Genomic DNA, 24,671 nt, shown 5'->3' on the forward strand with positions numbered 1-24,671 from the left:
GATGAACAAACTAGTCGTGAGTCTGCTGTTGACCCTGGGTGTCGCAGGTGCGGCCACTGCTGCGCAAACTGTCAAGGGCGATGCCGCCGCCGGTCAGGCCAAGACGGCCGTCTGTGGCGCCTGCCACAACCCCGACGGCAATAGCCTGGCACCGAACTTCCCTAAACTGGCCGGCCAAGGCCAGCGTTACCTTGAAAAACAACTGCACGATATCAAGTCGGGCAAGCGCACGGTGCTGGAGATGACCGGCATGCTGGCCGCGTTCAACGACCAGGACCTTGCCGACATCGCCGCCTATTTCTCCAGCCAGAAAGGCAGCGTGGGTGCCGCCGATCCCAAGCTGGTCGAACGTGGCCGTGCGCTGTTCAATGGCGGCGACCTGGAGAAAGGCATGCCTGCCTGCACCGGTTGCCACTCCCCCAACGGCGCAGGTATTGCTTTGGCCGGCTTCCCGCACCTGAGCGGCCAGCACTCGCAGTACGTGACCAAGCAGCTCACGGACTTCCGCGAAGGCAACCGCACCAACGATGGTGATGCCATGACCATGCGCACCATTGCCGGCAAGCTGAGCAACCACGACATCGAGGCGTTGGCCAGCTACATCCAGGGCCTGCATTAACTTTCGGTTAATGTTGTAGGCCAATGATGAAAGGGCGGCCGGGCCGCCCTTTTTTCAGTCCGCAGCCGTTACACTACAGAACTCGACCCCTTCCCGGCCTGTCTCAGTGCAGGTAGGGTCGTGGCGACCTATGACTGCTCAGGAGTAAAGCATGCGTAAACTGATTCTCAGCGCCGCGCTGGTCGCTGCCAGCGTATTTGGTATGACTGCCGTCCAGGCCGCCGAGCCTGTTGCTGGCAAGGAATACTTCGAGCTGAGCAACCCTGTTCAGGTTTCCGTGCCTGGCAAGATCGAAGTGGTCGAGCTGTTCTGGTACGGCTGCCCACATTGCTACCACTTCGAGCCGGTCATCAACCCCTGGGTTGAAAAACTGCCACAGGATGTCAACTTCAAGCGCGTACCGGCCATGTTTGGCGGCCCATGGGACGCTCATGGCCAGATGTTCCTGACCCTCGAAGCCATGGGCGTCGAGCACAAGGTGCACGCCGCGGTGTTCGACGCCATCCAGAACCAGAAAAAGCGCCTGACCGACCCGCAGGACATGGCTGACTTCCTCGCCACCCAAGGTGTGGACAAGGACAAGTTCCTGGCCACCTTCAACTCGTTCGCCATCAAGGGCCAGGTCAACCAGGCCAAGGAACTGGCGAAGAAGTATGAAATCACCGGCGTACCGAGCATGGTCGTCAACGGCAAGTACCGCTTCGACCTGGGTACCGCAGGCGGGCCGAAAGAGGTGCTGGACGTCGCCGACCAACTGATCGCCAAGGAGCGCGCCGCCAAGTAGGCGGCGTAACCCATGCCCCGCTTCAGAACCACGCGTGGCATTGGCCTGCACCAGCCGCAGGTCAACGAGCATCACCTGCAGGCCTCCGGCCTGCCCGAGGATGGTCGACTGCGGCTGCTCAGTTTCAACATTCAGGTCGGCATCAGCACCGAGCGCTACCGGCATTACCTGACCCGCAGCTGGCAGCACTTGCTGCCGCACAACGGGCGTGCCGGCAACCTGCAGAAGATTGGTGAATTGCTGGCCGACTTCGACCTGGTGGCCTTGCAGGAAGCCGACGGTGGCAGCATGCGCTCGGGCTACGTCAACCAGGTCGAACACCTTGCCCAACTGGGGGCCTTCCCTTATTGGTATCAGCAGCTCAACCGCAACCTTGGGCGTTTTGCCCAGCACAGCAATGGCGTTCTCAGCCGGCTGAAGCCGCAACTGCTCGAAGATCACCCGTTGCCCGGCCCGGCCGGCCGTGGGGCGATCCTGGTGCGTTTTGGTGAAGGTGAAGACGCCCTGATCGTGGTGATGATGCACTTGGCGCTAGGAGCCAAGACCCGCGCCCTGCAACTGGGTTACATCCGCGAGCTGATTGGCGGTTACCGCCACCAGGTGCTGATGGGCGACATGAATACCCATGCCGCCGACCTGCTGGAGCACTCGCCGTTGCGCGATCTGGGCCTGATTGCCCCGCAAGTCGAGGCAACCTTCCCCAGCTGGCGTCCGCAGCGTTGCCTGGACCATATTCTGCTCAGCCCAAGCCTCACGCTGGAGCGTGTCGAGGTGTTGGCGCGGCCAATTTCCGACCACCTTCCCGTTGCTGTCGAGATTCGATTGCCTGATGCATTGACTGTGGATACGCTGCCGGCCTTGAGCTAATTGCCATCACCGTTTGCGGACCCCGGCATGACTGAAGACGCTGAGCGCTGGAAAGAAAAATACCTTAAAAGCATCGAGCAGCAAGAAAAGCTCGAACGCCGCTGGGACGCCCGTCTCGACCTGCTGCGTCGTGGTCTGGTGCGCAGCACCCTGGCTGCCGAAGGCAGTGACAAGGTGGTGGACGCGTGCATGAAGGAGATGCGCGAGGTTATTCGCAGCGACAACATGGATGCTGGCCTCGCCGGGTTGATTCCGCGCCTGGAAAGAGCGGTGCTGGACTCCGAACAGCGCCGGGAAACCCGCATGAATCAGGTCAGCGATGCGTTGGCCGCGCTGGTCGGCCAGCTGCAAGGCTTACCGCTGCCCAGCGATATCTCGCGGCCGTTGAAAAAGCTGGCAAAAAAACTCGATGGTGGGGTTGCCCAGTCCCGCGATCTGCCGCCGCTGTTGGGCGAGCTGAGCGGCCTGCAGGGGCTTGCACTGTCGGCCCTTGGCAAACAGGCGGACGAAGCCCGGCCCGGCTTTTTGCAACGGTTGTTTGGCAGCCGTGAGGACGACCCACAAGGCGAGCCGGTGCCGGTGCCGGTGCCTGTTGCTGAGGCGCCCCAGGCTGTACAGGCCAGTACCGAAGCCCCGCAGCGTGACGATGTGGATGCGCTGCAACCGCTTTCCGCTTCGGCCGCCGAAGCGATCGGGTTGCCCGAACCGGATCGGGAGGTGTCTGGCCCGGCGCTGATCGAAACAATTGAAACACCAGCCGCCCAGCCGCCGCAGGATGATGCGCCCGAGCTGGGGGCTGACGTCAGCGAACCTCTGGCAGAAGCACAGCCGGCACCCACGCTCGAAGAAACCTTCGGCGAAGACGGCCCCTATGCCCTGCCCTACGCGGTTGAACCGCCGTACAGCCAGGTTGCGGCGCACATCGAAAAGACCCTGATCGGCCTGCTCGATGACCTGAGCCTGCCCGAACGGCACAAGGCTCAGGCGCTGGAAATGCGCGAGCGAGTTGCCCGTGGCCTGAACTGGTACGAGCTGATCCCGGTGCTGGATGACCTTGCCGTGCTCATGCTGGCGATCACTGACAGTGGCCAGCACGAATTCGAAACTTATCTGCAACAGCTCAATGAGCGCCTGGAAGGGTTCCAGAGCCACCTGCACGAGGCCAGCGCCGGCCACGCCGACAACAGCTTTGCCGCTCGCGAGCTGGATACCCAGTTGCGTGAGCATGTCGATGGGTTGCAAACCAGTGTGCAGGGCGCCGCTGACGTCGATAGCCTCAAGCACATCCTGGAAAACCGCCTGGAAGGCCTGCTGGTCACCATGGACGAGCACAAGCACGAACGGGATCGCCGCGAGCAAGAGCTGGCGGGGCGCCTGCAAGGCCTGTCCGAGCGGGTGGCAAACATGGAGCACGAAGCGCTCGGTTACCGCGAGCACCTGGAAGAGCAGCGCCAGAAAGCCCTGCTTGACCCCCTCACCGGCCTGCCCAACCGCGCGGCCTGGAGTGAGCGGGTAGAGCGCGAAATGGTCGAATGGCAAGAGAACGGCGGCCATCTGGCCATGGCTATCCTCGACCTGGATCACTTCAAACGCATCAACGACAGTTATGGGCACCTGGCGGGTGACAAGGTACTGAAGATTGTTGCGGACCAGTTACGCAAGCGCCTGCAGGGTCGTGACTTCATCGCCCGTTTCGGTGGTGAGGAATTCGTCCTGCTGCTCCCTCAGAGGTCGCCGGCTGCCGCTGCCCAAGTGGCGGAAGTCATGCGGGCCACGGTGGAAGCCTGCCCGTTCCACTTCAAGGGCGAGCGGGTGGTCATTACCACCTCCATAGGCCTGGCTGCGTTTCGCTCCGGGGAGCGCGCCGACCAGGTACTCAAGCGCGCCGATGCGGCGCTGTACCGGGCCAAGGAGCAGGGCCGCAACCTGGTCGAACAGGGCTAGCCTGCAAACACTGACCCACGGTAAGCGCGGCCATGGGGAGCACGTTATACTGTAGCGCTGATTCGCTGAGGCCACTGACGTGCTTTCTACGCTAAAAAAAACGCTGATCCCCTTTCTGCTGTTGTCTATCGCCGGTTGCTCGACGGGCCTGCGCATTGACCGCAGCCACCCCTCGGCCAACCAGGACAACCGCATCCAGTTCGTTGTCCTGCATTACACCAATGCTTCGCTGGAGCGCTCCCTGGCGTTGCTTACCCATGGTGAGGTCAGCAGCCATTACCTGATCGGCGACGGCCCGGCGACGGTGTATCAACTGGTGGATGAGAACCGCCGTGCCTGGCATGCCGGTGACAGCCAGTGGCAGGGGCGCACCTGGCTGAACTCCTCGTCCATTGGGATCGAGATCGTCAATCCGGGGTTTACCGACACACCGAACGGCCGGGTCTGGCACCCTTACAGCGAAGCGCAGGTGCAATCGCTGATCGCGCTGCTCAAGGACATTGTCAAACGCAACAACATCGAGCCGCGGCACATCATCGGCCACAGCGATATTGCCCCGTTGCGCAAGCTGGACCCGGGGCCGCTGTTCCCGTGGAAGCGCCTGGCTGATGCCGGGCTGGGTATCTGGCCGGATGCCAACGCTGTGGCGCGGCAGCAGGCCTACTTCAGCGTCAACCCGCCAGGCATTGGCTGGTACCAGCAGGAGCTGGCGCGGTTTGGCTATCAAATCGAGCAGACCGGGGTGCTGGATGTGGCCACCCGGCATGTGATTGCCGCGTTCCAGATGCGCTTCCGCCCTCAGCGCTTCGACGGCATGCCGGATGCGCAGACGGCAGCGATGCTGCAGGTGCTTAACCGCATGCGCTGAGCCCTGCAGGAGCGGCCTTGTGTCGCGAACGGGCCCCAAAGCGGCCCCGGTGACCAGGCAAAAGCTGAGATCCCGGGGGCTTTGCAGCCCGTTCGCGACAAGGCCGCTCCTGCAAAGGCCTGCGTAAACTGCGGATAAGCGCCAAACGGTGAGGGTGATTCTCGATTCAGTTGCTATACCTTAGTTATCAACTGGATGCCTTTGATGTCAGCCATCATCACCCTGCTGCGCCAAATTTTTTACCGTCCCTGGATGCTGGCCTCCTTGGCAGCGCTGGCCAGCGCCGCCCTGTTGCTCTCTGCCAGCATTGGCATTGCCCTGCAACAGATGAAGCAAAGCGAGAGCGAGCAGATGAACGCCCAGGGCGAGCGATTTCTCGACCGCCTCGAACAAGTGTTTGGCCAGTTGCGTGAAGGGGTCGACCTATTACAGGCGCAGCCCTTGCGTGGCTGCAGCCCGGCGATGCTGGCGGCGTTGCAACAAGTGGGCCTGAGCTCGCGCTTCATTTATGAAGCGGCTTATGTGGACGGTGATGTCGCCTGCTCCAACCGTGGCGATGAGCGGGCGTTCGAACCTCTGCGGGCACCCGACATTCAGGGCCCGACCTACAGCTACTGGTTGAACACCACCACCGAACCCAACGAGAACCTGGCTGCACTCATGCTGGGCCGGGGCAAGTTCGTGGTCTCCACCTCGCGCGGGCACCTGACCGACGTGGTCGATCTGCCCCCGGGCGGCAGCCTGGTGGTGGTGCTGGACAACGGTGCCCGGGCCATTCCGGTACTCGGCCCGCCCCAGGTATGGCCACCGCCCTCCGCATGGTCGAACGGCCACAAGTCATTGCTGGAACTCAGTGATCGGCTGATCTACCGAATGCCGACCAAGTCGCCGGATTACCAGCTGGTGCTGATAGCCCCGAGGGCGAGCCTGCCGCTGAGGATGAACGGCATGCTCTGGTTGCTGTTCCCCGGTAGCGTGCTGGCGGCCTGCTGCATCGGTTGGCTGGTACTCCAGTTGATCCTGCAACGACGGTCGATGAGCTCGGAGTTGCAGAATGCCTTGCGCCGTGGCGAGCTGCAGGTGCTCTATCAGCCAATCATCGAGCTCGACAGCCGGCGTTGCGTGGGTGCCGAGGCGCTGGTGCGCTGGCGTCGACCGGACGGCACCCTGACCAGCCCGGACTTGTTTATTCCGCTGGCGGAGAACACCGGGCAGATTCGCCAGATCACCGATTTTGTCCTGCAACGGGTGCTTGAACAGCTTGGGCAGCTACTGCGCTCGCACCCCAAACTGTACATATCGATAAACCTGGCGGCATGCGATGTGATGGTGCCGCGTATTGGTCGGGTGGCGGCCCGCCTGTTGGCCTTGCATCGAGTGGCGCCCAGCCAGATTGCCTTTGAGGTGACCGAGCGTGGCCTGATCGATGTGGTGGTAGCCCGTGACAACCTGCAGGCGCTGCGCGCCGTGGGGCATCAGGTGCTGATCGACGATTTTGGTACGGGTTATTGCAGCCTGGCCTACCTGCAGACCTTGCCGGTGGACTGCCTGAAAATCGACAAGGCGTTCATCGATGCCCTGGGCCATGATGCCGCCAGCAGCGGCGTTGCCCCCCATATCATCCGCATGGCCCATGACCTGCACCTGCGGGTGATCGCCGAAGGGATCGAGTTCGAGGACCAGGCGGTGCTGCTGAACAGCGAGGGGGTCAACTATGGCCAGGGCTGGCTGTTTGCCCGGCCTCTGAACGCCCGGCAATTTGCCGAGCTGGTGACCCGCGGGCACCTCCCGCGGCGGGTATAGGCGCGTTACCGCATTCAGACCGGCAACGCCATGTAGAACTGGGTCCCCTGCCCCGGTCGGGAAAATACACCCATGCGACCGCCGTGCAGCTGGACGATCTCCTTGCACAATGCCAGCCCCAGCCCAGCGCCGCCTTTCTTGCGACCTACCTGCACGAAGGGTTCGAAGATGCGCCCCTGCTGCCCATAGGCGATGCCCTCGCCGTTGTCCTCGACACTGATGATGACCCGTTCCGCATGCCGCCGGGCATGCAGGCGGATACGCCCGCCGTTGGCAGTATGGCGGACGGCGTTGTGCAGCAGGTTGTCCAGCACGCGGTCCAGCTGGGCGGCATCGGCCTGGATGCGCGGCAGCGGCGCTTCCAGTTCCATGGTCAATTCGATCTGCTTGTGCGCTGCCTGCTCCGCAAACCGCAGTCGCGCCCGCTCAAGCAGCTCGTCGAGGGAGCATGGGGCCAGGTCCAGCTTCTGCAGCCCGCTCTGGTAGCGCGAGAAGTTCAGCAGGTCGTTGATCAGCTGGGTCAGGCGCTGCATTTCTTCGCCGATGGTTTCCAACAGGTCGTTCTCGCGCGCCTCGGGCGGGAATTTTACCCGCTCGCGCAACAGGCCGAAGGCCATGTGCATGCCAGTCACCGGGGTACGCAGTTCGTGGGAGGCGCGCAGCACGAACTCGCTGCGCACCCGCTCGAAGGCCCTTTGCTCGGTCACATCGTGCAGCACCATCACCGCACCCAGGATTGGCCCCTGCGGGTGGCTGACCGGGGTCAGGCTGTAGGTGAGCAGGCGTGATTCTTCATCAACCTCCATGTTCAAATCGTCAGGTGGGCGGTCGAGGTTGCCTCCGCGTAGCACCTGGCGCAGCTGTTGCTCAAGCTCGGGGCGCTGCAAGGCTTCTGCGAGGCTGCTGCCGACGCGGCTGTCGTTCCAGCCCAGCTGGCGCTGCGCTACCGGGTTGAGGTGCTCAAGGCGGCCTTGGCGGTCGATGATCAGCAGACCGTCGTCAATGCTGTCGAGCACGGCCTGTAGACGTTGCTGACCAGCCAGCAGTTCGTCAACGTTGGTGGCCTGGTGCTTGCGCAAGGCATCGGCCATCAGGCCAAAGCGACGGGTCAGCTGGTTGAGCTCGGACGCCTGAGTGACCGGCAAGGTGACGTCGAAATTGCCTTTGCCCAGCTGGTCGGCCGCCTTGGCCAAGGCTTCGATCGGCTGGCCGAAACGCCGGGCGATGTTGTGCGCGGTGATAAAGCCCAGTACCAGCACCACCAGGCCCATCAGGCCCAGTACACCGCTGACCAGCAAGGCTCGGTCACGGGTGCGTTCCTCGCTACGGGTAATCAGGTCCAATGCCTGCTTGTGGGAATCGATCAGGTCGCTGCGGACCTGGTTGAATGCGGCCCCCAACGGCTGATCGAGACCCATGCTGCGAGCGGGTGCGGCGCTGTCGCGATAGGCCTGGAGGAAGGCCTGGTAATTGCTGCTGGCCTTGCTGAAACCGGTGCGTTCACCGCCTTGCTCCAGCCCTTGATTGAGCAGGGCCTGGAAGTTTTCCTGTAGCAGCCGCAGGCTTTCCGGGGCGGTGTCTTCATCCAGGATCAGGGTCAGCTGTTCGCCCAGGTTCTGGCGCAACTTCAGGCCCACTTCCAGGGCATGGGTGGTTTCACGCACCAGCTGCTGTTGCACTGTGGCCATCTGCAGCACGCTGACCAGGCCCAGCAGGAGCCCTAGCAATGCCACGGTCACCAGCGCCGAGATGCTGAGGAAAAGCCGCGTGCGCAGCTTCATGGGTGGCCACTTCATAGGTTGTACTGCTTGCGCTTGCGGTACAGGGTTGAAGCATCGATGCCCAAGGTCTTGGCGGCTTGGTCCAGGGTGTCGCTGGCGGCCAGCACGGCGCCGATATGGGCGCGCTCCAGCTCATCCAGGCTCAGGGCGGCGCCCACGCGCGGGGCATTGCTGGCGGGTTGTTCGCCCATGCCCAGATGGCTGATTTCCACGCGTTCCTGCGGGCAAATGATGCTGGCCCGTTCCACCACGTTGCGCAGTTCACGAATGTTGCCAGGCCATCGGTAGTTGAGCAGGGCCGAGCGTGCCTCGTCACTGAACCCGCGAGCGGGGCGGGAGTATTCCTTGACGAAGCGGGCAAGGAAGCGGTCCGCCAGGGTGAGGATGTCCTCACTGCGCTCGCGCAGCGGTGGCAGGTGCAGTGTGATGACGTTCAGGCGGTACAGCAGGTCTTCACGGAAGCGGCTTTCGCGCACCATCTCTTCGAGGTTCAGGTTGGTAGCGGCCAGAATACGCACATCTGCACGTCGGGTGACCGGGTCGCCTACGCGTTCGTATTCCTTGTCCTGGATGAAGCGCAGCAGTTTGGGCTGCAAGGTCAGCGGGAAATCGCCGATCTCGTCGAGGAACAGCGTGCCACCATCTGCCTGGCTGACCCGCCCCAAGGTGCTTTCGCTCGCGCCGGTGAAGGCGCCACGGGTATGGCCGAACAGCTCGCTTTCCATCAGCTCGGCGTTAAGCGACGGGCAGTTGATGGTCACGCAGGCTTTGCGTGCACGCTTGCTCCAGCCATGGATCGCCCGTGCCAGCTCGCCCTTACCGGTGCCGGACTCGCCCAGGATGAGGATGTTGGCGTCGGTGGTGGCGACCTGGCGGGCGGTTTCAAGCACCGCCATCATGGCCGGGCTATGGGAGTCGAGGCCGTCCTTGGGTTTGCGGACTTCACCTTCCAGGGCTTCCAGGCGCGCTGAAAGCTGGCGCACCTCCAGTTGCTTGGCCGTGGCCAGGCGCAACTGGTCGGGGCTGCACGGTTTGACCAGGTAGTCGGCAGCGCCGGCCTGAATCGCGTCTACCGCAGTGTCGATCGCCGAGTGCGCGGTAACGATCACCACGCGCATCCACGGGGCCTGGATACGCATCTGCGCCAGCACATCGAGGCCGTTGTCTTCACCGAGGCGTAAATCGAGGAAGCACAGGTCGAATACCTGTCGCTGCAGCAAGGTTTCGGCCTGGGCGGCGCTGTTGGCCGTGGCCACGCTGTATCCCTCGTCTTCCAGGCAGTAGCGGAAGGTGCGCAGGATCGCGGACTCGTCATCCACCAGCAGAATGCGGCCTTGGTTGTCCTGGGCTGATTCCATTTCCTGTGCTCCTTAGGGATAGATCTTTATTTAGTGTGGGAAAAATCGGGCAAGTTGCATGGTCAATTCTGAAGGATTCTGTCCTTTGCATGCTAGCCAACGGCCAAACGATACGTAAAAACCGCTATTTGCCAATGATTTACTTAGAGGCACGCACTGGCACATTGGTTGCGATGTTTTTCAGATTTTGCCTACGAAGGAGGAACAGCCATGCCCTTTTCCCTGCGTACTGCCGTTTTGGCAGCCACCCTGCTGCCAATTTTCACCCCGGCCGTGGCCGACCCGGTGCAGGACGCGCGCCTGGAAGGTGCCCTGCAAACCGCCCTGACACTGAACCGCATGCTCGACCCATTCCGTATAAAGGTTGAAGTGGACGGCAAGCAGGCGCGGCTTTCCGGTGAGGTGGAGAGCGAGGTCGAGCGGCAGCTGGCCGAAGATGTGGCCCGGGCCACCCGGGGCATCGAACACGTTGAGAACCAGTTGCAGGTCAATGCCCAACTGGTCGAGCGCCCGCTGGAGCAGCGTGCCTACGCCCAGCGCCTGGAGGACGCCACCCTGGCGGCGGTGATCCGCGCCCGGCTGTTGTGGAGCCGCACCACCGAAAAAGCACCTATAGAAGTACAGAGCAGCGACGGCGTGGTGACGTTGCGCGGCAGGGTCGACAGTGCCGAAGCCAAGGAGCTGGCAGGCGTGGTGGCGCGTACCACCGACGGCGTGCACTTGGTCAATAACCTGATCAGCCTCGATACCGCCGCCATGGCCAAGGCGCGGGAAACGCCGGTGGGGGCGCCAACCGGGCCGCAGCCGAGTGACAGCTGGATCATCGACAAGATCCAGAGCAGCTACCGCTTCAGCCGCAACCTCGATGGCCTGAACCTGAAGGTGGCCAGCGAATCGGGGATGGTCAGGCTGTCGGGTGAGGTGGTCAGCGCTGAGCAGAAAACCATCGCCGTGGAGATCGCCCGGCAGATCATCGGCGTACGCGGGGTAGATGCCGACCTGCTCAAGGTGGCGACCAAGGTTGAGGGATGATCGTGCAATTCGCACGACCCTGCAGGCGACATCGTGCAGGATACGTCCTCGCGGTTCACTCGATGATTATGTAAGTTATTGATTTATAAGGATTTTAATTAAATCAAAAGGCTGGCATGCAGGCTGCAATTACCTGTTCAGGTTTGAACAAAAATTACAGCAGGAGGAGCCGGCATGAACCGCCAATCCGTCAACCGCTCACAGATCGCCGCACTGCCTTTGCGCCAGATGCTCACGCTTGGCATGGCGCTGCTGCTGACCTTGGCTGCTGGCCTCTTCTATTACAGCTGGCAGACAGCGCGTCTGGCTGACCAGGTGGCAGCTCAAACTGCCCTGTTGACGCAAATTCAGGCAACCCGTGCCAACACCCTGGTCCAGGCGGCTGACCGCCTGCCAGCGGGCCAGGCCACTGCCTCACCGGCCACCCTGGAAAATGTCGTACCCCGGGACCGCTGGGTTTTCTGACCTGCCGACCCGATCGATTCCGCAAAAAGAAAGGAGAACTACCATGCTGAGCTGGGCTATCACTTTCCTCATCATCGCCATTGTCGCTGCCGTACTGGGCTTCGGTGGTATAGCGGGCGCTGCGACGGGTATCGCCAAGATCCTGTTCATTGTCTTCCTGGTGTTGTTCGTAGCCTCCTTCTTCTTTGGACGTGGACGAGGTTGAAGATGAGCAGGAAGCTTTGTTCGGCCCTTGCCGCCGCCCTGTTGCTGGGCGGCAGCGCGGCGGCCATGGCGGCCAATGACGGCCAGGTCCGGGTCGACCAGTTGCTCGGCTCGGACCCGGAGTATCGGGATACCTGGCAGGACACGATCAAGGGCGAGGAACGACTGCCCGATTGGGTAGTCAATCTGACCGGTAGTGCCCAGCAGCAGATGTCTGCCGTTACCGAAGACGGCGACAAATACTTGGTCGGCCCCCTGTGTGAAAAACAGGACAACTGCACCTACAAGCGGCTGATCGTGGCCTTCAGCTGGGACAAGGATGATGCCTACGGGATGCTCGTGGAGGTACCCGAGGGTTTGCCCAGCGACAAATCGCCCACTCGCCATGCGCAGTACCGCTGGCTGGGCAAACCCGATGACGGCATGAAGGCGATGCTGCAGGAGCAGCTCAAACGTGACCCTAACTGGTACTGAGCATTTTTTTGCCGGTATTGCGGTGAAAGGGTATCGACTGTCACGTAATAGAAGCTGAACCTTTCTATAGTTCAGCCTTCTATGATGCGCCGCCCCGAGGAGGGGCAGCACATGACCAAGGGGCCGGGCTGTTCTGGTTGCTAGAGAACCGGAGTGGCCTAGGGGTACAGGGAGTGCCTCCAGCAATGGGCCGGGTCAGGAAAGGCGGAATCGGAAGTATCAGGTCGGCGGTGTCACAGGGACACCTTGCAGACCTGACTTCCGAGGAGCCATGTAGGAAACGTCCCTTCCCTTGCGCGTTTTTTCCCTCAAGACACATTTTGTCTCGACCGTACATCAACTTTTTTTCGACCTCGATGGCGCTTCTTCAAGTGTCATTTCCGCCATTCGGATTGTCGAACAGGCCATCTTTCATGTGCTTTGCATACCGTCAAATCTGCCGAAATATGGCGGTTTGGACTTGTTCGGGATTCCGAACGTTATAAATCAAGCACTTGCCGCCGCTCTGTTTTAGTGCAAATCGATATGCGTAAACGGCATGGGGTATGCGTTTCCGGCATTAGATTTCCCCCTTTGCCATCGCAATAGTTGCCGCCTTTTTCGCTGGCACGAGCGCCCTGTCGCTCGCCTGCGCTGTCCTTACATGAAGTCGCCGGAAGGAAGATTTGCTGCCCGTGACCTGGCCTATGGCTTTGTCACGGGCGTTTTCGTCCGGTGCCATGACCACTAGAACAAAGGGTAAAGACATGAAGAAGGCAAAACTGAGCCTCGCCTGGCAGATCGTCATCGGTCTGGTCCTGGGCGTTGCAATCGGCGCGCTGCTGAACCACTTCAGCGCGGAAAAGGCATGGTGGATCAGCAACGTTCTCCAGCCCGCCGGTGACATCTTCATTCGCCTGATCAAGATGATCGTCGTCCCGATCGTGATCTCGTCGCTGATCGTGGGTATCGCCGGGGTTGGCGACGCGAAGAAACTGGGCAGTATCGGCCTGAAGACCATCATCTACTTCGAAGTGGTGACCACCATCGCCATCGTCGTGGGTCTGGTGCTGGCCAACCTGTTCCACCCGGGCGCCGGCATCGACATGAGCACCCTGGGTACCGTGGACATCTCCAAGTACCAGGCCACTGCGGCTGAGGTGCAGCATGAGCACGCGTTCATCGAAACCCTGCTCAACCTGATTCCGTCGAACATCTTCGCAGCGCTGATGCGTGGCGAAATGCTGCCGATCATCTTCTTCTCGGTAATGTTCGGCCTGGGCCTTTCTAGCCTGCAGGCAGAACTGCGTGACCCGCTGGTACGCACCTTCCAGGCTGTATCGGAAACCATGTTCAAGGTCACCCACATGATCATGAACTACGCCCCGATCGGCGTGTTCGCCCTGATCGCCGTGACCGTGGCCAACTTCGGCTTCAGCTCGCTGCTGCCGCTGGCCAAGCTGGTGCTGCTGGTGTACTTCGCCATCGCCTTCTTCGCCTTCATGGTGCTGGGCCTGGTAGCCCGCGTGTTCGGCTTCTCGGTGATCAAGATCATGCGCATCATGAAAGATGAGCTGATCCTGGCCTACTCCACCTCCAGCTCCGAAACCGTGCTGCCGCGTGTGATCGAGAAGATGGAGAAGTACGGCGCACCGAAGTCGATCTGTTCGTTCGTGGTACCGACCGGCTACTCCTTCAACCTTGACGGTTCGACCCTGTACCAGAGCATTGCGGCCATCTTTATTGCCCAGCTGTACGGTATCGACCTGTCGTGGAGCCAGCAGTTGCTGCTGGTGCTGACCCTGATGGTCACCTCCAAAGGTATCGCCGGCGTGCCGGGCGTATCGTTCGTGGTCCTGCTGGCCACCTTGGGCAGCGTAGGCATCCCGCTGGAAGGCCTGGCCTTCATCGCAGGTGTCGACCGCATCATGGACATGGCCCGTACTGCACTGAACGTGGTGGGCAACGCCTTGGCTGCACTGGTCATCGCGCGCTGGGAAGGCATGTACGATGCGGCCAAAGGCGAGCAGTACTACGCTTCGCTGATGGCCGACAAAAAGGAAGCTGTAGTCGCTGGCGAAACCGCCAAGCGCTGAGCCTTACCGCTGTTTGATAAAGAGCCCCGACCTGTCGGGGCTTTTTGTTGTCTGTGAGATCTTGGGCCGCGTTGCGGCCCTATCGCGACGCAAGGCCGCTCCCACAAGGGCGGGCGTTCACCGATCTTTGTGGGAGCGGCCTTGTGTCGCGATACGAGGGCGCAGCCCTCGCCTGCGATCGCCAGTCAGGGGCTGCGATACGCTATCATTCGGGCATTTTTCAGGGGGTACACGCGGATGCTCAACGGCCTTTGGCTTGGCTTTTTCCTGGTGGCGGCGGTGTCCGCCCTGGCCCAATGGCTGGTAGGCGGGAACGCTGGCATCTTCGCGGCAATGGTCGAAAGCATCTTCGCCATGGCCAAGCTGTCGGTCGAGGTGATGGTGCTGCTGTTCGGCACACTGACCCTGTGGCTGGGCTTTCTGAAGATCGCCGAGAAGGCCGGTATCGTCGAATGGCTGGCCAAGGTGCTGGGCCCGCTGTTTGCCCGCCTGATGCCGGAGGTGCCGCCCGGCCACCCGGCTCTTGGCCTGATAACCATGAACTTCGCCGCCAACGGTCTGGGCCTGGACAACGCCGCCACGCCGATTGGGCTCAAGGCCATGCGCGCGCTGCAGGAGCTGAACCCCAGCAGCACCACCGCGAGTAACGCGCAGATCCTGTTCCTGGTGCTCAACGCCTCGTCGCTGACGCTGCTGCCAGTCACTATCTTCATGTACCGGGCCCAGCAGGGCGCGCCAGACCCGACCATGGTGTTTCTGCCCATCCTGCTGGCGACCAGCGTCTCGACCCTGGTCGGCCTGCTGTCGGTGGCAGTGATGCAGCGTTTGCGCCTGTGGGACCCGGTGGTACTTGCCTACTTCATCCCCGGCGCCTTGCTGCTGGGAGGGTTCATGGCCTTTCTCGGCACTTTGTCGGCGGCCGCGCTGGCCAGCCTGTCGTCTATCCTGGGCAACCTCACGCTGTTTGGCGTGATCATGCTGTTCCTGGTGATAGGTGCCCTGAAGCGGGTGAAGGTGTATGAAGCCTTTGTCGAAGGCGCGAAGGAAGGCTTCGATGTGGCCAAGAACCTGCTGCCCTACCTGGTGGCGATGCTGGTGGCGGTGGGTGTGCTGCGCGCCTCTGGTGCCCTGGAGCTGGCCCTGGACGGTATCCGTCATGCGGTGAACTGGATGGGCCTGGACACCCGCTTTGTCGAGGGCTTGCCCACCGCGCTGGTCAAGCCGTTCTCTGGCAGCGCAGCACGGGCCATGCTGATCGAGACCATGCAGACCCAAGGCGTGGATAGTTTCCCGGCCCTGGTGGCGGCAACGGTTCAGGGCAGCACCGAAACCACCTTCTACGTACTGGCCGTGTACTTTGGCGCCGTGGGCATCCAGCGCGTGCGCCATGCGGTAGGCTGCGCACTGCTGGCCGAGTTGTCCGGGGTGATCGCGGCGATCTTCGTCTGCTACTGGTTCTTCGCCTGAACCTTCAACTGATCCTGGTTGGCCTGGGCAATCGTCCAGTTCACCACCTGCCCCACCAGCTGGTCGCTGGCCTGACCAAAGCCGGCGACCACCGCTGACACCTGTTTGTCGGCAAGGGGCTGGCGAATCTCGAAGCGCTTGCTGGCCAGGATGCGCTGGTTGCGCCCCTGAACCAGGCGGGCATCGTAGCGGATCACCACTTCCACCGCCCCGCCCGGGCGGTACTCACTCTGAAACGCCTGCAACTCGCCAGCCAGCTCGTAGTCGGCCTGCAGGTTGCTGTCGTCGGCACTCAAGCGCTGCACCTGGCCGTCACGCTGGAAACCATCGAGCAGGCGGTTGCGCAGCAGTACCGGGGCCGCATCGCTCCAGCGCGCGCCCTTGTAACTGCTGACCACATCGCCTTGGGGAATGACGGCAATGCGCGGGCCAGCCAACACCTCACTGGCCAGCGGCTTGTTCAGGCGCAATGACCAGTCCAGCGGCGCCGCTGTGCGGCTGGGCTGGTTCACCGGCAGGCGGTAGAGGTCGACGGGCTCGCTCTGGGGCAGGATCGAGCAGGCACTGGCCAGGCTCAGCGAGGCCGCCAGGGCCAGCAGGCGCAACGACGGTTTCATGGCTGGAACTCCTTGTTGTTGTCGCGGCCGAGCAGGTAGCCGCTCGGGTCGGCCTCCAGTTGCCGGGAAATGCCTTTGAGCGCGTTGAGGGTTTCGCGCAGCTCGCGAATGGCTGGGGTTAGCTGGTTCAGGCCTTGTGCGCCGTCGCCGAGGGCCTCGCTGTTGTTCTTGAGCAGGTTGTTGATGGTTGCCGTACTTTCAGCCAGTGACTGCATGGCCTGCTCGGCGCTGCCGATCGCCTGTTTGCCTTGGCTGCCGAGCAGGCCGTTGGCGTTGCGCATCAGCGCCTGGGTTTCGGCCAGGGTCGCGCTGGCCTGCTTGCCCACCTGCACCAGCTGTTCGATGGCCTCGGCGATGCCACCGTGCTGCCCGGCAAAGGCGCCGGTGGTCTTGTCGAGGTTGGCCAGGGTGTTGCTGAGGTGGCCGATGTTGTCTTCCGAGAACATCTGGTTGGCGTTGTGCAGCAGCAGGTTGACGTTGGTGACGAGATCGCTGCTGTCATTGAGCAGGCGCGAGATCGGCGACGGCGAGGCAATGATCACTGGCAGCTTGCCGTCCTTGCCCTTCAGTTCAGGGCTGTGCGGAGTGCCGCCGCTCAGCTGGATGAACGAGTTGCCTGTCACGCCGGCCAGGGTCAGCTTGGCCTGGGTGTCTTCTTTCACTGGGGTGTCGCCGCTCAGGCGCACCCGGGCCAGTACCCGACGCGGGTCCTTCGGGTCCAGCCGCAGGGTAGATACATCACCCACCTTGATACCGTTGTACTGCACCGGGCTGCCGCGCGACAGGCCGGAAACGGCTTCGTTGAACACCACTTCGTAATCCTTGAAGGCGTCATCGACACTGGACTTGGTCAGCCATAGGCCGAACAGCATGGCACCAGCCACCACCAGGACGGTGACCAGGCCGATAAGGACATGATGGGCTCGGGTTTCCATTGCTCAGCGCTCCTGCCTGGCACGGGTGGCAGCCTGCTCGGCTGCGCGCCCGCGTGGGCCGTGAAAGTATTCTTGAATCCAGGCGTCGTTGGTCTGCTCGACCTCGGCCAGCGGGCCGGCCACCAGGACCTTTTTTTGCGACAGCACCGCGATGCGGTCGGTAATGGTGTACAGGGTGTCGAGGTCGTGGGTGATGAGGAACACCGACAGGCCCAGCGCATCACGCAGCGTCAGGATCAGCTGGTCGAATGCGGCGGCGCCGATCGGGTCCAGGCCGGCGGTGGGCTCGTCAAGGAACAGGATGTCCGGGTCCAGTGCCAAGGCGCGAGCCAGCGCTGCACGCTTGATCATGCCCCCTGACAGCGAGGACGGGTACTTGTCGGCGGCCGAGATTGGCAACCCGGCCAAGGCCAGCTTGACGCCGGCCAGGTGCTCGGCATCGGCGCGGGACAGCCCGGCGTGTTCGATCAACGGCAAGGCCACGTTTTCGGTGACGGTCAGCGAAGAGAACAGTGCGCCCTTCTGGAACAGCACGCCGAAGCGCCGTTCGACCAGTGAGCGCTGTTCTTCGCGCAGGCCCGCAAGGTCCTGGCCGAACACCTTGATCAGCCCTTCATTGGGCCGGCGCAGGCCAATGATGCTGCGCAGCAGTACCGACTTGCCGCTGCCCGAACCACCGACCACGGCCAGGATTTCGCCACGGTAAAGGTCCAGGTCGAGGTTTTCATGCACAACCTGGCGGCCGAAACGGTTGCAGATGCCGCGGGCTTCGATCACTTTTTCCCGAGCATTCACCAGCCCATCTCCATGAAGAACAGGGCGGCCACGGCGTCCAGGACGATGACCACAAAAATCGACTGCACCACCGCAGAGGTGGTGTGTGTGCCCACCGATTCGGCGCTGCCGCTGACCTTGAAGCCTTCGAGGCAGCCGATGGCGGCGATCAGGAAGGCGAAGAACGGCGCCTTGGCCAAGCCCACCAGGAAGTGCTGCACGCCTATATCGGTTTGCAGCAGCGAGAGGAACATCGCCGGCGAGATGCCCAGCGACAGGGCGCATACCACTGCACCGCCGACAATGCCGCAGATCATCGCGATGAAGGTGAGCAAGGGCAGTGAAATCAGCAGTGCCAGTACCCGTGGCACCACCAGCAGCTCCATCGGGTTCAGGCCCAGGGTACGGATGGCGTCGATTTCCTCGTTGGCCTTCATCGAGCCGATCTGCGCGGTGAAAGCGCTGGCGGTGCGGCCGGCCATGAGGATGGCGGTCAGCAGCACGGCGAACTCGCGCAGGAACGAGAACGCCACCAGGTCCACGGTGAAAATGGTCGCGCCGAATGCGGCCAGTACCGTGGCACCGAGGAAGGCCACCACCGCGCCCACCAGGAAGGTCAGCAAGGCGACGATGGGGGCCGCGTCCAGCCCGGTCTGTTCGATATGTGCCACAACCGGCGTGAGGCGCCAGCGGTGCGGTGTCAGGGCGCGGCGTAGCAGGGTCTCGAGGATGACACCGATGAAGCCGAGCAACTGCATGGAGTCTTGCCACAGTGTGCCGACGGCACGGCCGATGCGTTCCAGCAGCATCAGCAGGACGTTGCGCTCGGGCTCCTTGACCGGGATGCAGTAGTCCTGGACCGAGCAGTAGACGTTCTTGAGCAGTGCGCGGCTGGCTTCGGGCAGGTCCTCGGCACAGTGTGACAGGCGTTCTGAGCCGAGCAGCTCGGCCAGCAGCGAGGCCCCGGCGGTGTCCAGGCGGCCCAGCTGGCTGAGGTCGGCGACGGTGTCAGCAGTGTAGTGCGCGCGTAGCTGCTCGCTCTCGCGCCTGAGGCTGGCGTAGTGCGCCAGTGTCCAGTCACCGGTTATGCGCAGGCAGGCCGGTTGGCTGCTGGCATCCAGGGTGGCGCTGGGTGGGGTCATAGGCTCCATGCAATTGACTCGGCGCTAAGGCTTAAGGGCTGATCATAGCGCAGCCGGCATGGGCTGTTAGGTGATTATGTGCTGTGTGTTGATGCCCCGGGGGCGCATAGCGCCCCTTTCATTTACTGCGCTGGCGTGTCGTCGACCACCTTGAAACGCAGTACGCCAATCACCTGGCCATCTTCGGTCAGCACCCTCACCTGCCACTTGCCCACCGGGTTTGGCGGGAAGTTCTGCTTGTGGGTCCAGGCCCGGTAGCCTTCCTTGCGCCCGCCATGGATGTCCAGGGCGATGCGGTCCACCTCTTTGCCGTCCTTTTGCCACACATGGTAGATCCGCTCGTTCAGGCCGCGTGGTGCGTTGATGGCGGTGTAGGCGTACAGGCCGCTGCTGCGTATGCGGCTGGCGGCAATTTCGTCCAGCGACTCGCCGGGCTGGCGGTTCAGCACTTCGGTACTCACCGCCACCTCGGTCATCCACAGGGTTGCTGGCGGTACCCAGGAGCGCAGCAGCCAGCCCCCGGCACCGACCGACAGGGTGACCAGCACCAGCGCCACGGCGCGGCGCCAGTTGTTGATCGGGAAGCTGCTGGCCAGGCTGGGGAAAGACAGCGCCATGGCCGCGATCAGGGCCAGCTTGAAACTCTGCGCGGTGGTCAGGTGCAGGATGATCGGCAGCGCGGTCAGCAGGGCGGCGAACAGCGTCAGGGTATGCAGCGCCAGGAACAGCCAGCGCCGTGGTGCCAGCCATTTGTAGTACAGCGGATCGATGATCGAAATCAGGCCTGCGGCACCGAGCAAACCGGTGAACACCAGCTGGCCGCTGTTCCAGGTGGTGGTGATGAAGAAGAACGGCAACACGAAGAACAGCGTTTCCTGGTGGATCATCTGCGTCGCGTAGCGCAACAGCGGCTGCGGGATTTCGCGGTTGAAAGTACGCGCGAACAAGCCGGTGAGGGTGTTTTCCAGCATCAGCCAGACCCAACTGACCAGCATGAGCACGGCAACCCAGCTGGCCAGGCCGGCTTGCCTGTCGACCAGGATGAAGCTGCCTATACCGGAGAGAAAACCGCCGAGCGCGATGATGCCGGGGTAGCGTTTGAGCAGTTCGATGATGCGCTGGACGATATGGGGAATTTGGGGCATTAGGGGCTACAACAGAAAGGATGAGTTGGCTGTCCGGGCCCCTTCGCGGGCATGCCCGCTCCCACAGGGTTCGGCGATAATGCAGTCCCTGTGGGAGCGGGCGTGCCCGCGAAGGAGGCGGTACTGGCAAAAGGATACCGCCGATTCACCGCTGCCGTGTAGCACCACTCGGCCGTTCAGGCCCATGCCGCCGCCAGCGCAGCAACCCTGCTGCCAGGACCACCCCCACAAGCAAGGCGATCAAGCCGTAAAGCTCGTCATAGCCAAGCAACGGCTTCTCGATGCGCACATAGCCATCTTCCTTGAGCAGTTCTTTCAGCGCCTCGTTGGCCTGTTCAAGGCTGACCTGGCGCAACTTGCGCACCGGGTTCGCAAAACGCCCGTCGGTATAGTCGTTCAGCGCTCCCCAGTAGTAGTCGGCCAGGGCACTGTTGCCCTGGGTGCTCCAGCTTTCCTTGGCCACGCTGGCGTCCTTGATGCGGGCGAAGGTGTCCGGGTCGAGGCCTTCCTTGCGAAGGTGTTCGAACAGGGCCTGCATCACCTTCACTGCCTTGTCGATGTCATCGCGCTCCAGGTCGGCGTTGAGGCTGAGCAGGCCGGTGTCGCCAAAGCTCTCACGCTGCACCGTGGGTCCGTAGGACAGCCCGTTGCGCAGGCGCAGCTGGTCGTACAGCGCCCAGTCCAGGTAGCGTGACAGCAGGTCGAGGGTGGCCTGGTGGTCGTTGTCCAGCACCGGTTCGATGAACAGCCAGTGCAGCTTGACGCCATCGCCCAGCCAGCCGCGGGTCAGGTCGCGACGCTGCTCCGCCTGTTGGGTGATGCTTTCAAGGTTGCGGCGCTCTTCCGGTTCAGTGGCGGGTAGCTCGCCAAAGGTGCGCTCTAGATAGGCCGGTAAGAGGCGGTCAAGGCCACCGACCATGATCAGGGTCATGTTGTTGGCGGCGTACCAGCGATCACGCAAGGCTTGCACCTGCTCCAGGGTCATGTCGTCGATATTGGAGCGCTCCGGGCATTTCAGGCCCAGCTCGGTGGCCAGCTGGTCGCTGGCAGGGTGGCCGATGTCCTGGCGGTCGAGCCAGCGCTGCAGGTGGCCATAATGGCCGCCATCTTCGCGCTCGATGATGCGCTTGGCAGTGGTCAGGGCTTTGGCGTCGATGCGGGTTTCGCGGATAACCGCCAGCAGCAGGTCGAGGACCTTGCGCTGGTTGCGCGCCGGGGCTTCGATGACAAAGGTGGTGTCGGCGCTGCTGGTGTAGGCGTTCCACTCGCCACCCAGCGCTTGCAGGCGCTCTTCCAGGCCGCCCTCGCCCGTTTCGTCAATGCCGCTGAACAGCAGGTGCTCAAGCAGGTGAGGCAGTTCTTTCTGCTCGCAATCGAAGTCGTCCAGGCCCACCCCGACCACCAGGCGGATTGCCACGTGGTCACGTTCGTAGCCGTTTTTCAGGATGATCTGCAGGCCATTGGGCAGCAGGTAGCCCTCGACTCGCGAGCGGTCGAGGGCCAATGAGGGCAGGCTGCAGATCAGCAGGCAAACGAACATCAGGCAACGCATGGGCGAGCGAGGGTCCTTTTGTAGGCAGAATCAGGGCAGACGGGCTTCGTCCGGTACGCTGTCGAGCATCAGGCCGCCGGTGTCCGAGCCGCCTAGTACCACATAGGCACTGCTGCAGAACAAAGAGTTCAACCGTTTCATGTCGGCAATCAGTTCCAAGTGTAGCGAACTGGTCTCGATGCTTTGCACCACCTTACGCTGCAAGCGGCTGACATGGGCGTGCGCCAAGCGCCGTTCCTGGGCGCGAAAACGGCGTTTTTCCCGCAGCAGCAAGCGGGCGCTTTCCGGGTCGGCGCTGAGAAACACCGACAGGCCCAGGCGCAGGTTGGCCAGTAATTGCTCCTGCAGGCCGGTCAGCTCCTCCAGGCCTGTCTGGGAAAACTCCCGGCGCTGGCTGGTTTTTTGCTGCTGGACCTTGCGCAACATGCGCTCGATCAGGTCGCAGGCCAGCTTGAGGTTGATTGCCAGTTCGATGATCTCCGCCCAGCGGCGGTTGTCCTGCTCGCTAAGGTCTTCGCGGGACATCTGCGCCAGGTACAGTTTGATCGCGCTGTACAGGGCTTCGGCGTCTTCGGCCAAGGCGCGAACCTGCTGTGGCAGGGCGGTCTGGGTTCCGCGCAGGGCGCCGAGCATGGCTTCTAGCAGGCTGTCGACGATATCGCCCAGGCGCAGGGTTTCGCGGGCGGCGTTGGCCAAGGCCAGGCTGGGCGTTTCCAGTGCCGAAGCGTCCAGATGGCGTGGGCGCACTTGCCCGTTACCGGTTTCGCGCTCAGGCAGCAGTGTATTGCACAGCCGGCCCATGAGTTTGACTGTGGGTAGCATCAGCAGGCAGCGCAGCGTGTTGTAGAGCAGGTGAAAGCCGATGACCAGCTCTTGTGGGCTGAAGCTGAGCGAGTCCATCCACTCCACCAGTGGGTGCAGCACCGGGATGATCAGCACCAGGCCGAACAGCTTGTACAGCAGGCTGCCCAAAGCTACCCGGCGCCCGGCGGTGTTCTGCATGCTGGTGCTGATGAAGGCCAGCAAGCCACTGCCGATGTTTGCGCCGACCACCAGGCCGATGGCCACCGGCAGGCTGATGACTTCGGCGCCGGCCAATGTCGCAGTGAGCAGTACGGCGGCCAGGCTGGAATAGGAAATCATGGCGAACATGGCGCCTACCAGGGCGTCCAGCATGATGTCGCCGGTCAGCGAAGCAAACAGCACTTTTACGCCTTGTGCATGGGTGATAGGCGCAGCTGCCTGCACGATCAGCTCCAGCGCCAGAATGATCAGGCCAAGCCCGATACCTACCCGACCTAATTGGCCAGCGCGCGTCTGCTTGCGCGAGAGGAAGAAAATAACGCCCAGGAAGATCAGCAGCGGTGACAGCCACGACAGGTCGAAGGTCAATACCCGGGCCATCAACGCGGTACCCACATCGGCACCCAGCATGATCGCCAGGGCCGGGGTCATGGCCATCAGGCCCTGGCCGACGAAAGACGTGACCAACATGGCGGTGGCGTTACTGCTTTGCACCATGGCGGTGACCAGAATACCGGCTATGAAAGCCAACGGACGCTTGTCCATGTTCTGGCTGATGATGCGCCGCAGGTTCGAACCGAATACCCGAAGGATGCCGGTACGCACGATGTGGGTGCCCCAGACCAGCAGCGTCACGGCCGAAAGCAGGTTGAGCAGGGTCAACATGGCGAAGGCCCCCTGTTGCACTGGCCCATAGGGCCCAGAAAAAGAAACGTGAGCGTTTGAAGAATTTTCGGTGCTCACTCAAAGCTTTAGTTGTTTTGCGCAGCTGTCGCCAGCTTCGCATGGCAGTCATTTATTTGAAACACATGGAAATGAATGATTGCCTGTGCGCGCTTTTTTGCGGGGTGAAACCCGCTCCCACAGGGATCGTGTTCAGAAAGCGGGCATGAAAAAGGGCCCCGAACGAAGGGCCCTTTGGTTTTCCTGCACTCCCTGGTTTTATTGACCCGGGATGTCCTTGCGCAGTTTCACCGGCTCCTGTTCTGTGCCTTTCTTGCGGGCCGAGGCAGTGCGCATGCGGATGTTGATAGCTTCCACTGCCAGCGAGAAGGCCATGGCGAAGTAGACATAACCCTTCGGTACGTGCACCTCGAAAGCCTCGGCGATCAGCACGGTACCGACCACGATCAGGAACGACAGTGCGAGCATTTTCAGCGACGGGTGTTTGTCGATGAAATTGCTGATCGCACCGGCGCACAGCATCATCACCAGCACGGCTACGACGATGGCGGCGATCATCACCGGTACGTGGGAAACCATGCCCACTGCGGTGATTACCGAGTCCAGCGAGAACACGATGTCGATGATGGCGATCTGGATAATGGTGTAGAAGAACTTGCCACCTGCGCCTTTTGGCTCATCCGGGCTTTCGTCCTCGCCTTCCAGGCCGTGGTAAATCTCTTGCGAGCTTTTCCACAGCAGGAACAGGCCACCGAAGAACAGGATCAGATCACGTCCGGAGATGCCCTGGCCGAACACCACGAACAGGTCGGCAGTAAGGCGCATGACCCAGGTAATCGACAGCAGCAGCATGATGCGGGTAACCATGGCCAGGGCCAGGCCAAAGATCCGGGTGCGCGGCTGCATGTGCTTGGGCATGCGGCTGACCAGGATCGAGATCATGATGATGTTGTCGATACCGAGGACGATCTCAAGCGCGGTAAGGGTAAAAAAGGCAACCCAGATTTCCGGGCTGGTCAGCCATTCCATGTAATTTCCTTCGAGCGGTAATGGCGACG

General features: G+C 62.2%; 21 protein-coding genes and 1 pseudogene. 12 read left to right on the top strand and 10 right to left on the bottom strand.

The window, feature by feature from the left end; all coding sequences use genetic code 11:
- The first annotated feature begins 1 nt into the window (after position 1).
- The 6 genes and pseudogenes from LU684_RS21205 (at position 2) to LU684_RS21230 (ending at position 6,885) form a co-directional block, all read left to right on the top strand.
- Positions 2 to 619 carry a c-type cytochrome gene (locus LU684_RS21205; protein ID WP_016484277.1) on the top strand — a complete coding sequence of 206 codons (618 nt, stop codon included), beginning with the start codon at positions 2 to 4 and terminating at the stop codon, positions 617 to 619.
- Positions 620 to 770: 151 nt separating this feature from the next.
- Entirely contained in the window at positions 771 to 1,403 is a 633-nt protein-coding gene (dsbA, locus tag LU684_RS21210) for a thiol:disulfide interchange protein DsbA (protein ID WP_016484278.1), read from the top strand.
- Positions 1,404 to 1,437: 34 nt separating this feature from the next.
- A pseudogene (locus LU684_RS21215) lies at positions 1,438 to 2,270 on the top strand (endonuclease/exonuclease/phosphatase family protein).
- 27 nt (positions 2,271 to 2,297) lie between these two features.
- On the top strand, positions 2,298 to 4,214 hold the full coding sequence (locus LU684_RS21220) for a GGDEF domain-containing protein (protein ID WP_197889177.1): 1,917 nt from the start codon (positions 2,298 to 2,300) through the stop codon (positions 4,212 to 4,214).
- Between the two features lie 79 nt (positions 4,215 to 4,293).
- Positions 4,294 to 5,082 carry an N-acetylmuramoyl-L-alanine amidase gene (locus LU684_RS21225; RefSeq protein WP_016484281.1) on the top strand — a complete coding sequence of 263 codons (789 nt, stop codon included), beginning with the start codon at positions 4,294 to 4,296 and terminating at the stop codon, positions 5,080 to 5,082.
- Positions 5,083 to 5,286: 204 nt separating this feature from the next.
- On the top strand, positions 5,287 to 6,885 hold the full coding sequence (locus LU684_RS21230; protein ID WP_016484282.1) for an EAL domain-containing protein: 1,599 nt from the start codon (positions 5,287 to 5,289) through the stop codon (positions 6,883 to 6,885).
- A 14-nt stretch (positions 6,886 to 6,899) separates the two neighbouring features.
- On the opposite strand, the gene LU684_RS21235 is transcribed toward LU684_RS21230, so the two are convergent.
- Together LU684_RS21235 and algB are read right to left on the bottom strand one after the other, a co-directional pair.
- The gene (locus tag LU684_RS21235) at positions 6,900 to 8,681 is read right to left on the bottom strand and encodes a KinB sensor domain-containing domain (RefSeq protein ID WP_016484283.1); all 1,782 of its coding nucleotides are present in this window, start codon (positions 8,679 to 8,681) and stop codon (positions 6,900 to 6,902) included.
- On the bottom strand, positions 8,678 to 10,024 hold the full coding sequence (gene algB / locus LU684_RS21240; protein WP_016484284.1) for a sigma-54-dependent response regulator transcription factor AlgB: 1,347 nt from the start codon (positions 10,022 to 10,024) through the stop codon (positions 8,678 to 8,680). The genes LU684_RS21235 and algB overlap by 4 nt, the downstream gene beginning before the upstream one ends.
- A 210-nt stretch (positions 10,025 to 10,234) precedes the next feature.
- On the opposite strand from algB, the gene LU684_RS21245 reads away from it, so the two are divergent.
- The 6 genes from LU684_RS21245 (at position 10,235) to LU684_RS21270 (ending at position 15,741) form a co-directional block, all read left to right on the top strand.
- The gene (locus LU684_RS21245; protein WP_023047257.1) at positions 10,235 to 11,056 is read left to right on the top strand and encodes a BON domain-containing protein; all 822 of its coding nucleotides are present in this window, start codon (positions 10,235 to 10,237) and stop codon (positions 11,054 to 11,056) included.
- A 174-nt stretch (positions 11,057 to 11,230) separates the two neighbouring features.
- Positions 11,231 to 11,521, top strand: coding sequence for a hypothetical protein (locus LU684_RS21250; protein ID WP_016484286.1), 291 nt, complete (start codon positions 11,231 to 11,233; stop codon positions 11,519 to 11,521).
- 43 nt (positions 11,522 to 11,564) lie between these two features.
- Positions 11,565 to 11,726 carry a DUF1328 domain-containing protein gene (locus LU684_RS21255; RefSeq protein WP_003252966.1) on the top strand — a complete coding sequence of 54 codons (162 nt, stop codon included), beginning with the start codon at positions 11,565 to 11,567 and terminating at the stop codon, positions 11,724 to 11,726.
- A 2-nt stretch (positions 11,727 to 11,728) separates the two neighbouring features.
- On the top strand, positions 11,729 to 12,199 hold the full coding sequence (locus LU684_RS21260) for an inhibitor of vertebrate lysozyme family protein (protein WP_016484287.1): 471 nt from the start codon (positions 11,729 to 11,731) through the stop codon (positions 12,197 to 12,199).
- 746 nt (positions 12,200 to 12,945) lie between these two features.
- Positions 12,946 to 14,274, top strand: a complete 1,329-nt coding sequence (gene gltP / locus LU684_RS21265; RefSeq protein ID WP_016484289.1) for a glutamate/aspartate:proton symporter GltP — start codon at positions 12,946 to 12,948, stop codon at positions 14,272 to 14,274.
- A 237-nt stretch (positions 14,275 to 14,511) separates the two neighbouring features.
- Positions 14,512 to 15,741: a nucleoside recognition domain-containing protein gene (locus tag LU684_RS21270; protein ID WP_060519857.1), complete on the top strand. Its 1,230-nt coding sequence runs from the start codon at positions 14,512 to 14,514 to the stop codon at positions 15,739 to 15,741.
- Here LU684_RS21270 and LU684_RS21275 read toward each other — a convergent pair.
- The 8 genes from LU684_RS21275 to LU684_RS21310 all read right to left on the bottom strand — a co-directional run bounded on the left by LU684_RS21275 (position 15,723) and on the right by LU684_RS21310 (position 24,642).
- Positions 15,723 to 16,358 (bottom strand): ABC-type transport auxiliary lipoprotein family protein, encoded by a 636-nt coding sequence (locus LU684_RS21275; RefSeq protein WP_023047258.1) that lies wholly within the window; start codon positions 16,356 to 16,358, stop codon positions 15,723 to 15,725. The two genes, LU684_RS21270 and LU684_RS21275, sit on opposite strands and share 19 nt — an antisense overlap.
- Positions 16,355 to 17,293, bottom strand: coding sequence for an MlaD family protein (locus LU684_RS21280; RefSeq protein WP_016484292.1), 939 nt, complete (start codon positions 17,291 to 17,293; stop codon positions 16,355 to 16,357). The genes LU684_RS21275 and LU684_RS21280 overlap by 4 nt, the downstream gene beginning before the upstream one ends.
- Before the next feature lie 3 nt (positions 17,294 to 17,296).
- A complete protein-coding gene (locus tag LU684_RS21285) occupies positions 17,297 to 18,088 on the bottom strand; it encodes an ABC transporter ATP-binding protein (protein ID WP_016484293.1) in 792 nt (263 codons plus the stop codon).
- Entirely contained in the window at positions 18,085 to 19,218 is a 1,134-nt protein-coding gene (locus tag LU684_RS21290) for an ABC transporter permease (RefSeq protein ID WP_232894994.1), read from the bottom strand. Before LU684_RS21290 ends, LU684_RS21285 begins: the two co-directional genes overlap by 4 nt.
- A gap of 113 nt (positions 19,219 to 19,331) precedes the next feature.
- Positions 19,332 to 20,354 carry a DUF5924 family protein gene (locus LU684_RS21295; protein WP_016484295.1) on the bottom strand — a complete coding sequence of 341 codons (1,023 nt, stop codon included), beginning with the start codon at positions 20,352 to 20,354 and terminating at the stop codon, positions 19,332 to 19,334.
- A 145-nt stretch (positions 20,355 to 20,499) separates the two neighbouring features.
- Entirely contained in the window at positions 20,500 to 21,906 is a 1,407-nt protein-coding gene (locus LU684_RS21300) for a M16 family metallopeptidase (RefSeq protein ID WP_060519860.1), read from the bottom strand.
- Between the two features lie 30 nt (positions 21,907 to 21,936).
- Positions 21,937 to 23,595, bottom strand: a complete 1,659-nt coding sequence (locus tag LU684_RS21305) for a Na/Pi cotransporter family protein (RefSeq protein WP_016484297.1) — start codon at positions 23,593 to 23,595, stop codon at positions 21,937 to 21,939.
- 276 nt (positions 23,596 to 23,871) lie between these two features.
- Positions 23,872 to 24,642 (bottom strand): TerC family protein, encoded by a 771-nt coding sequence (locus tag LU684_RS21310; protein WP_016484298.1) that lies wholly within the window; start codon positions 24,640 to 24,642, stop codon positions 23,872 to 23,874.
- Positions 24,643 to 24,671 lie beyond the last annotated feature (29 nt).

The sequence above is a fragment of the Pseudomonas sp. NMI542_15 genome, from assembly GCF_021283425.1.
GTDB lineage: Bacteria > Pseudomonadota > Gammaproteobacteria > Pseudomonadales > Pseudomonadaceae > Aquipseudomonas > Aquipseudomonas fortuita.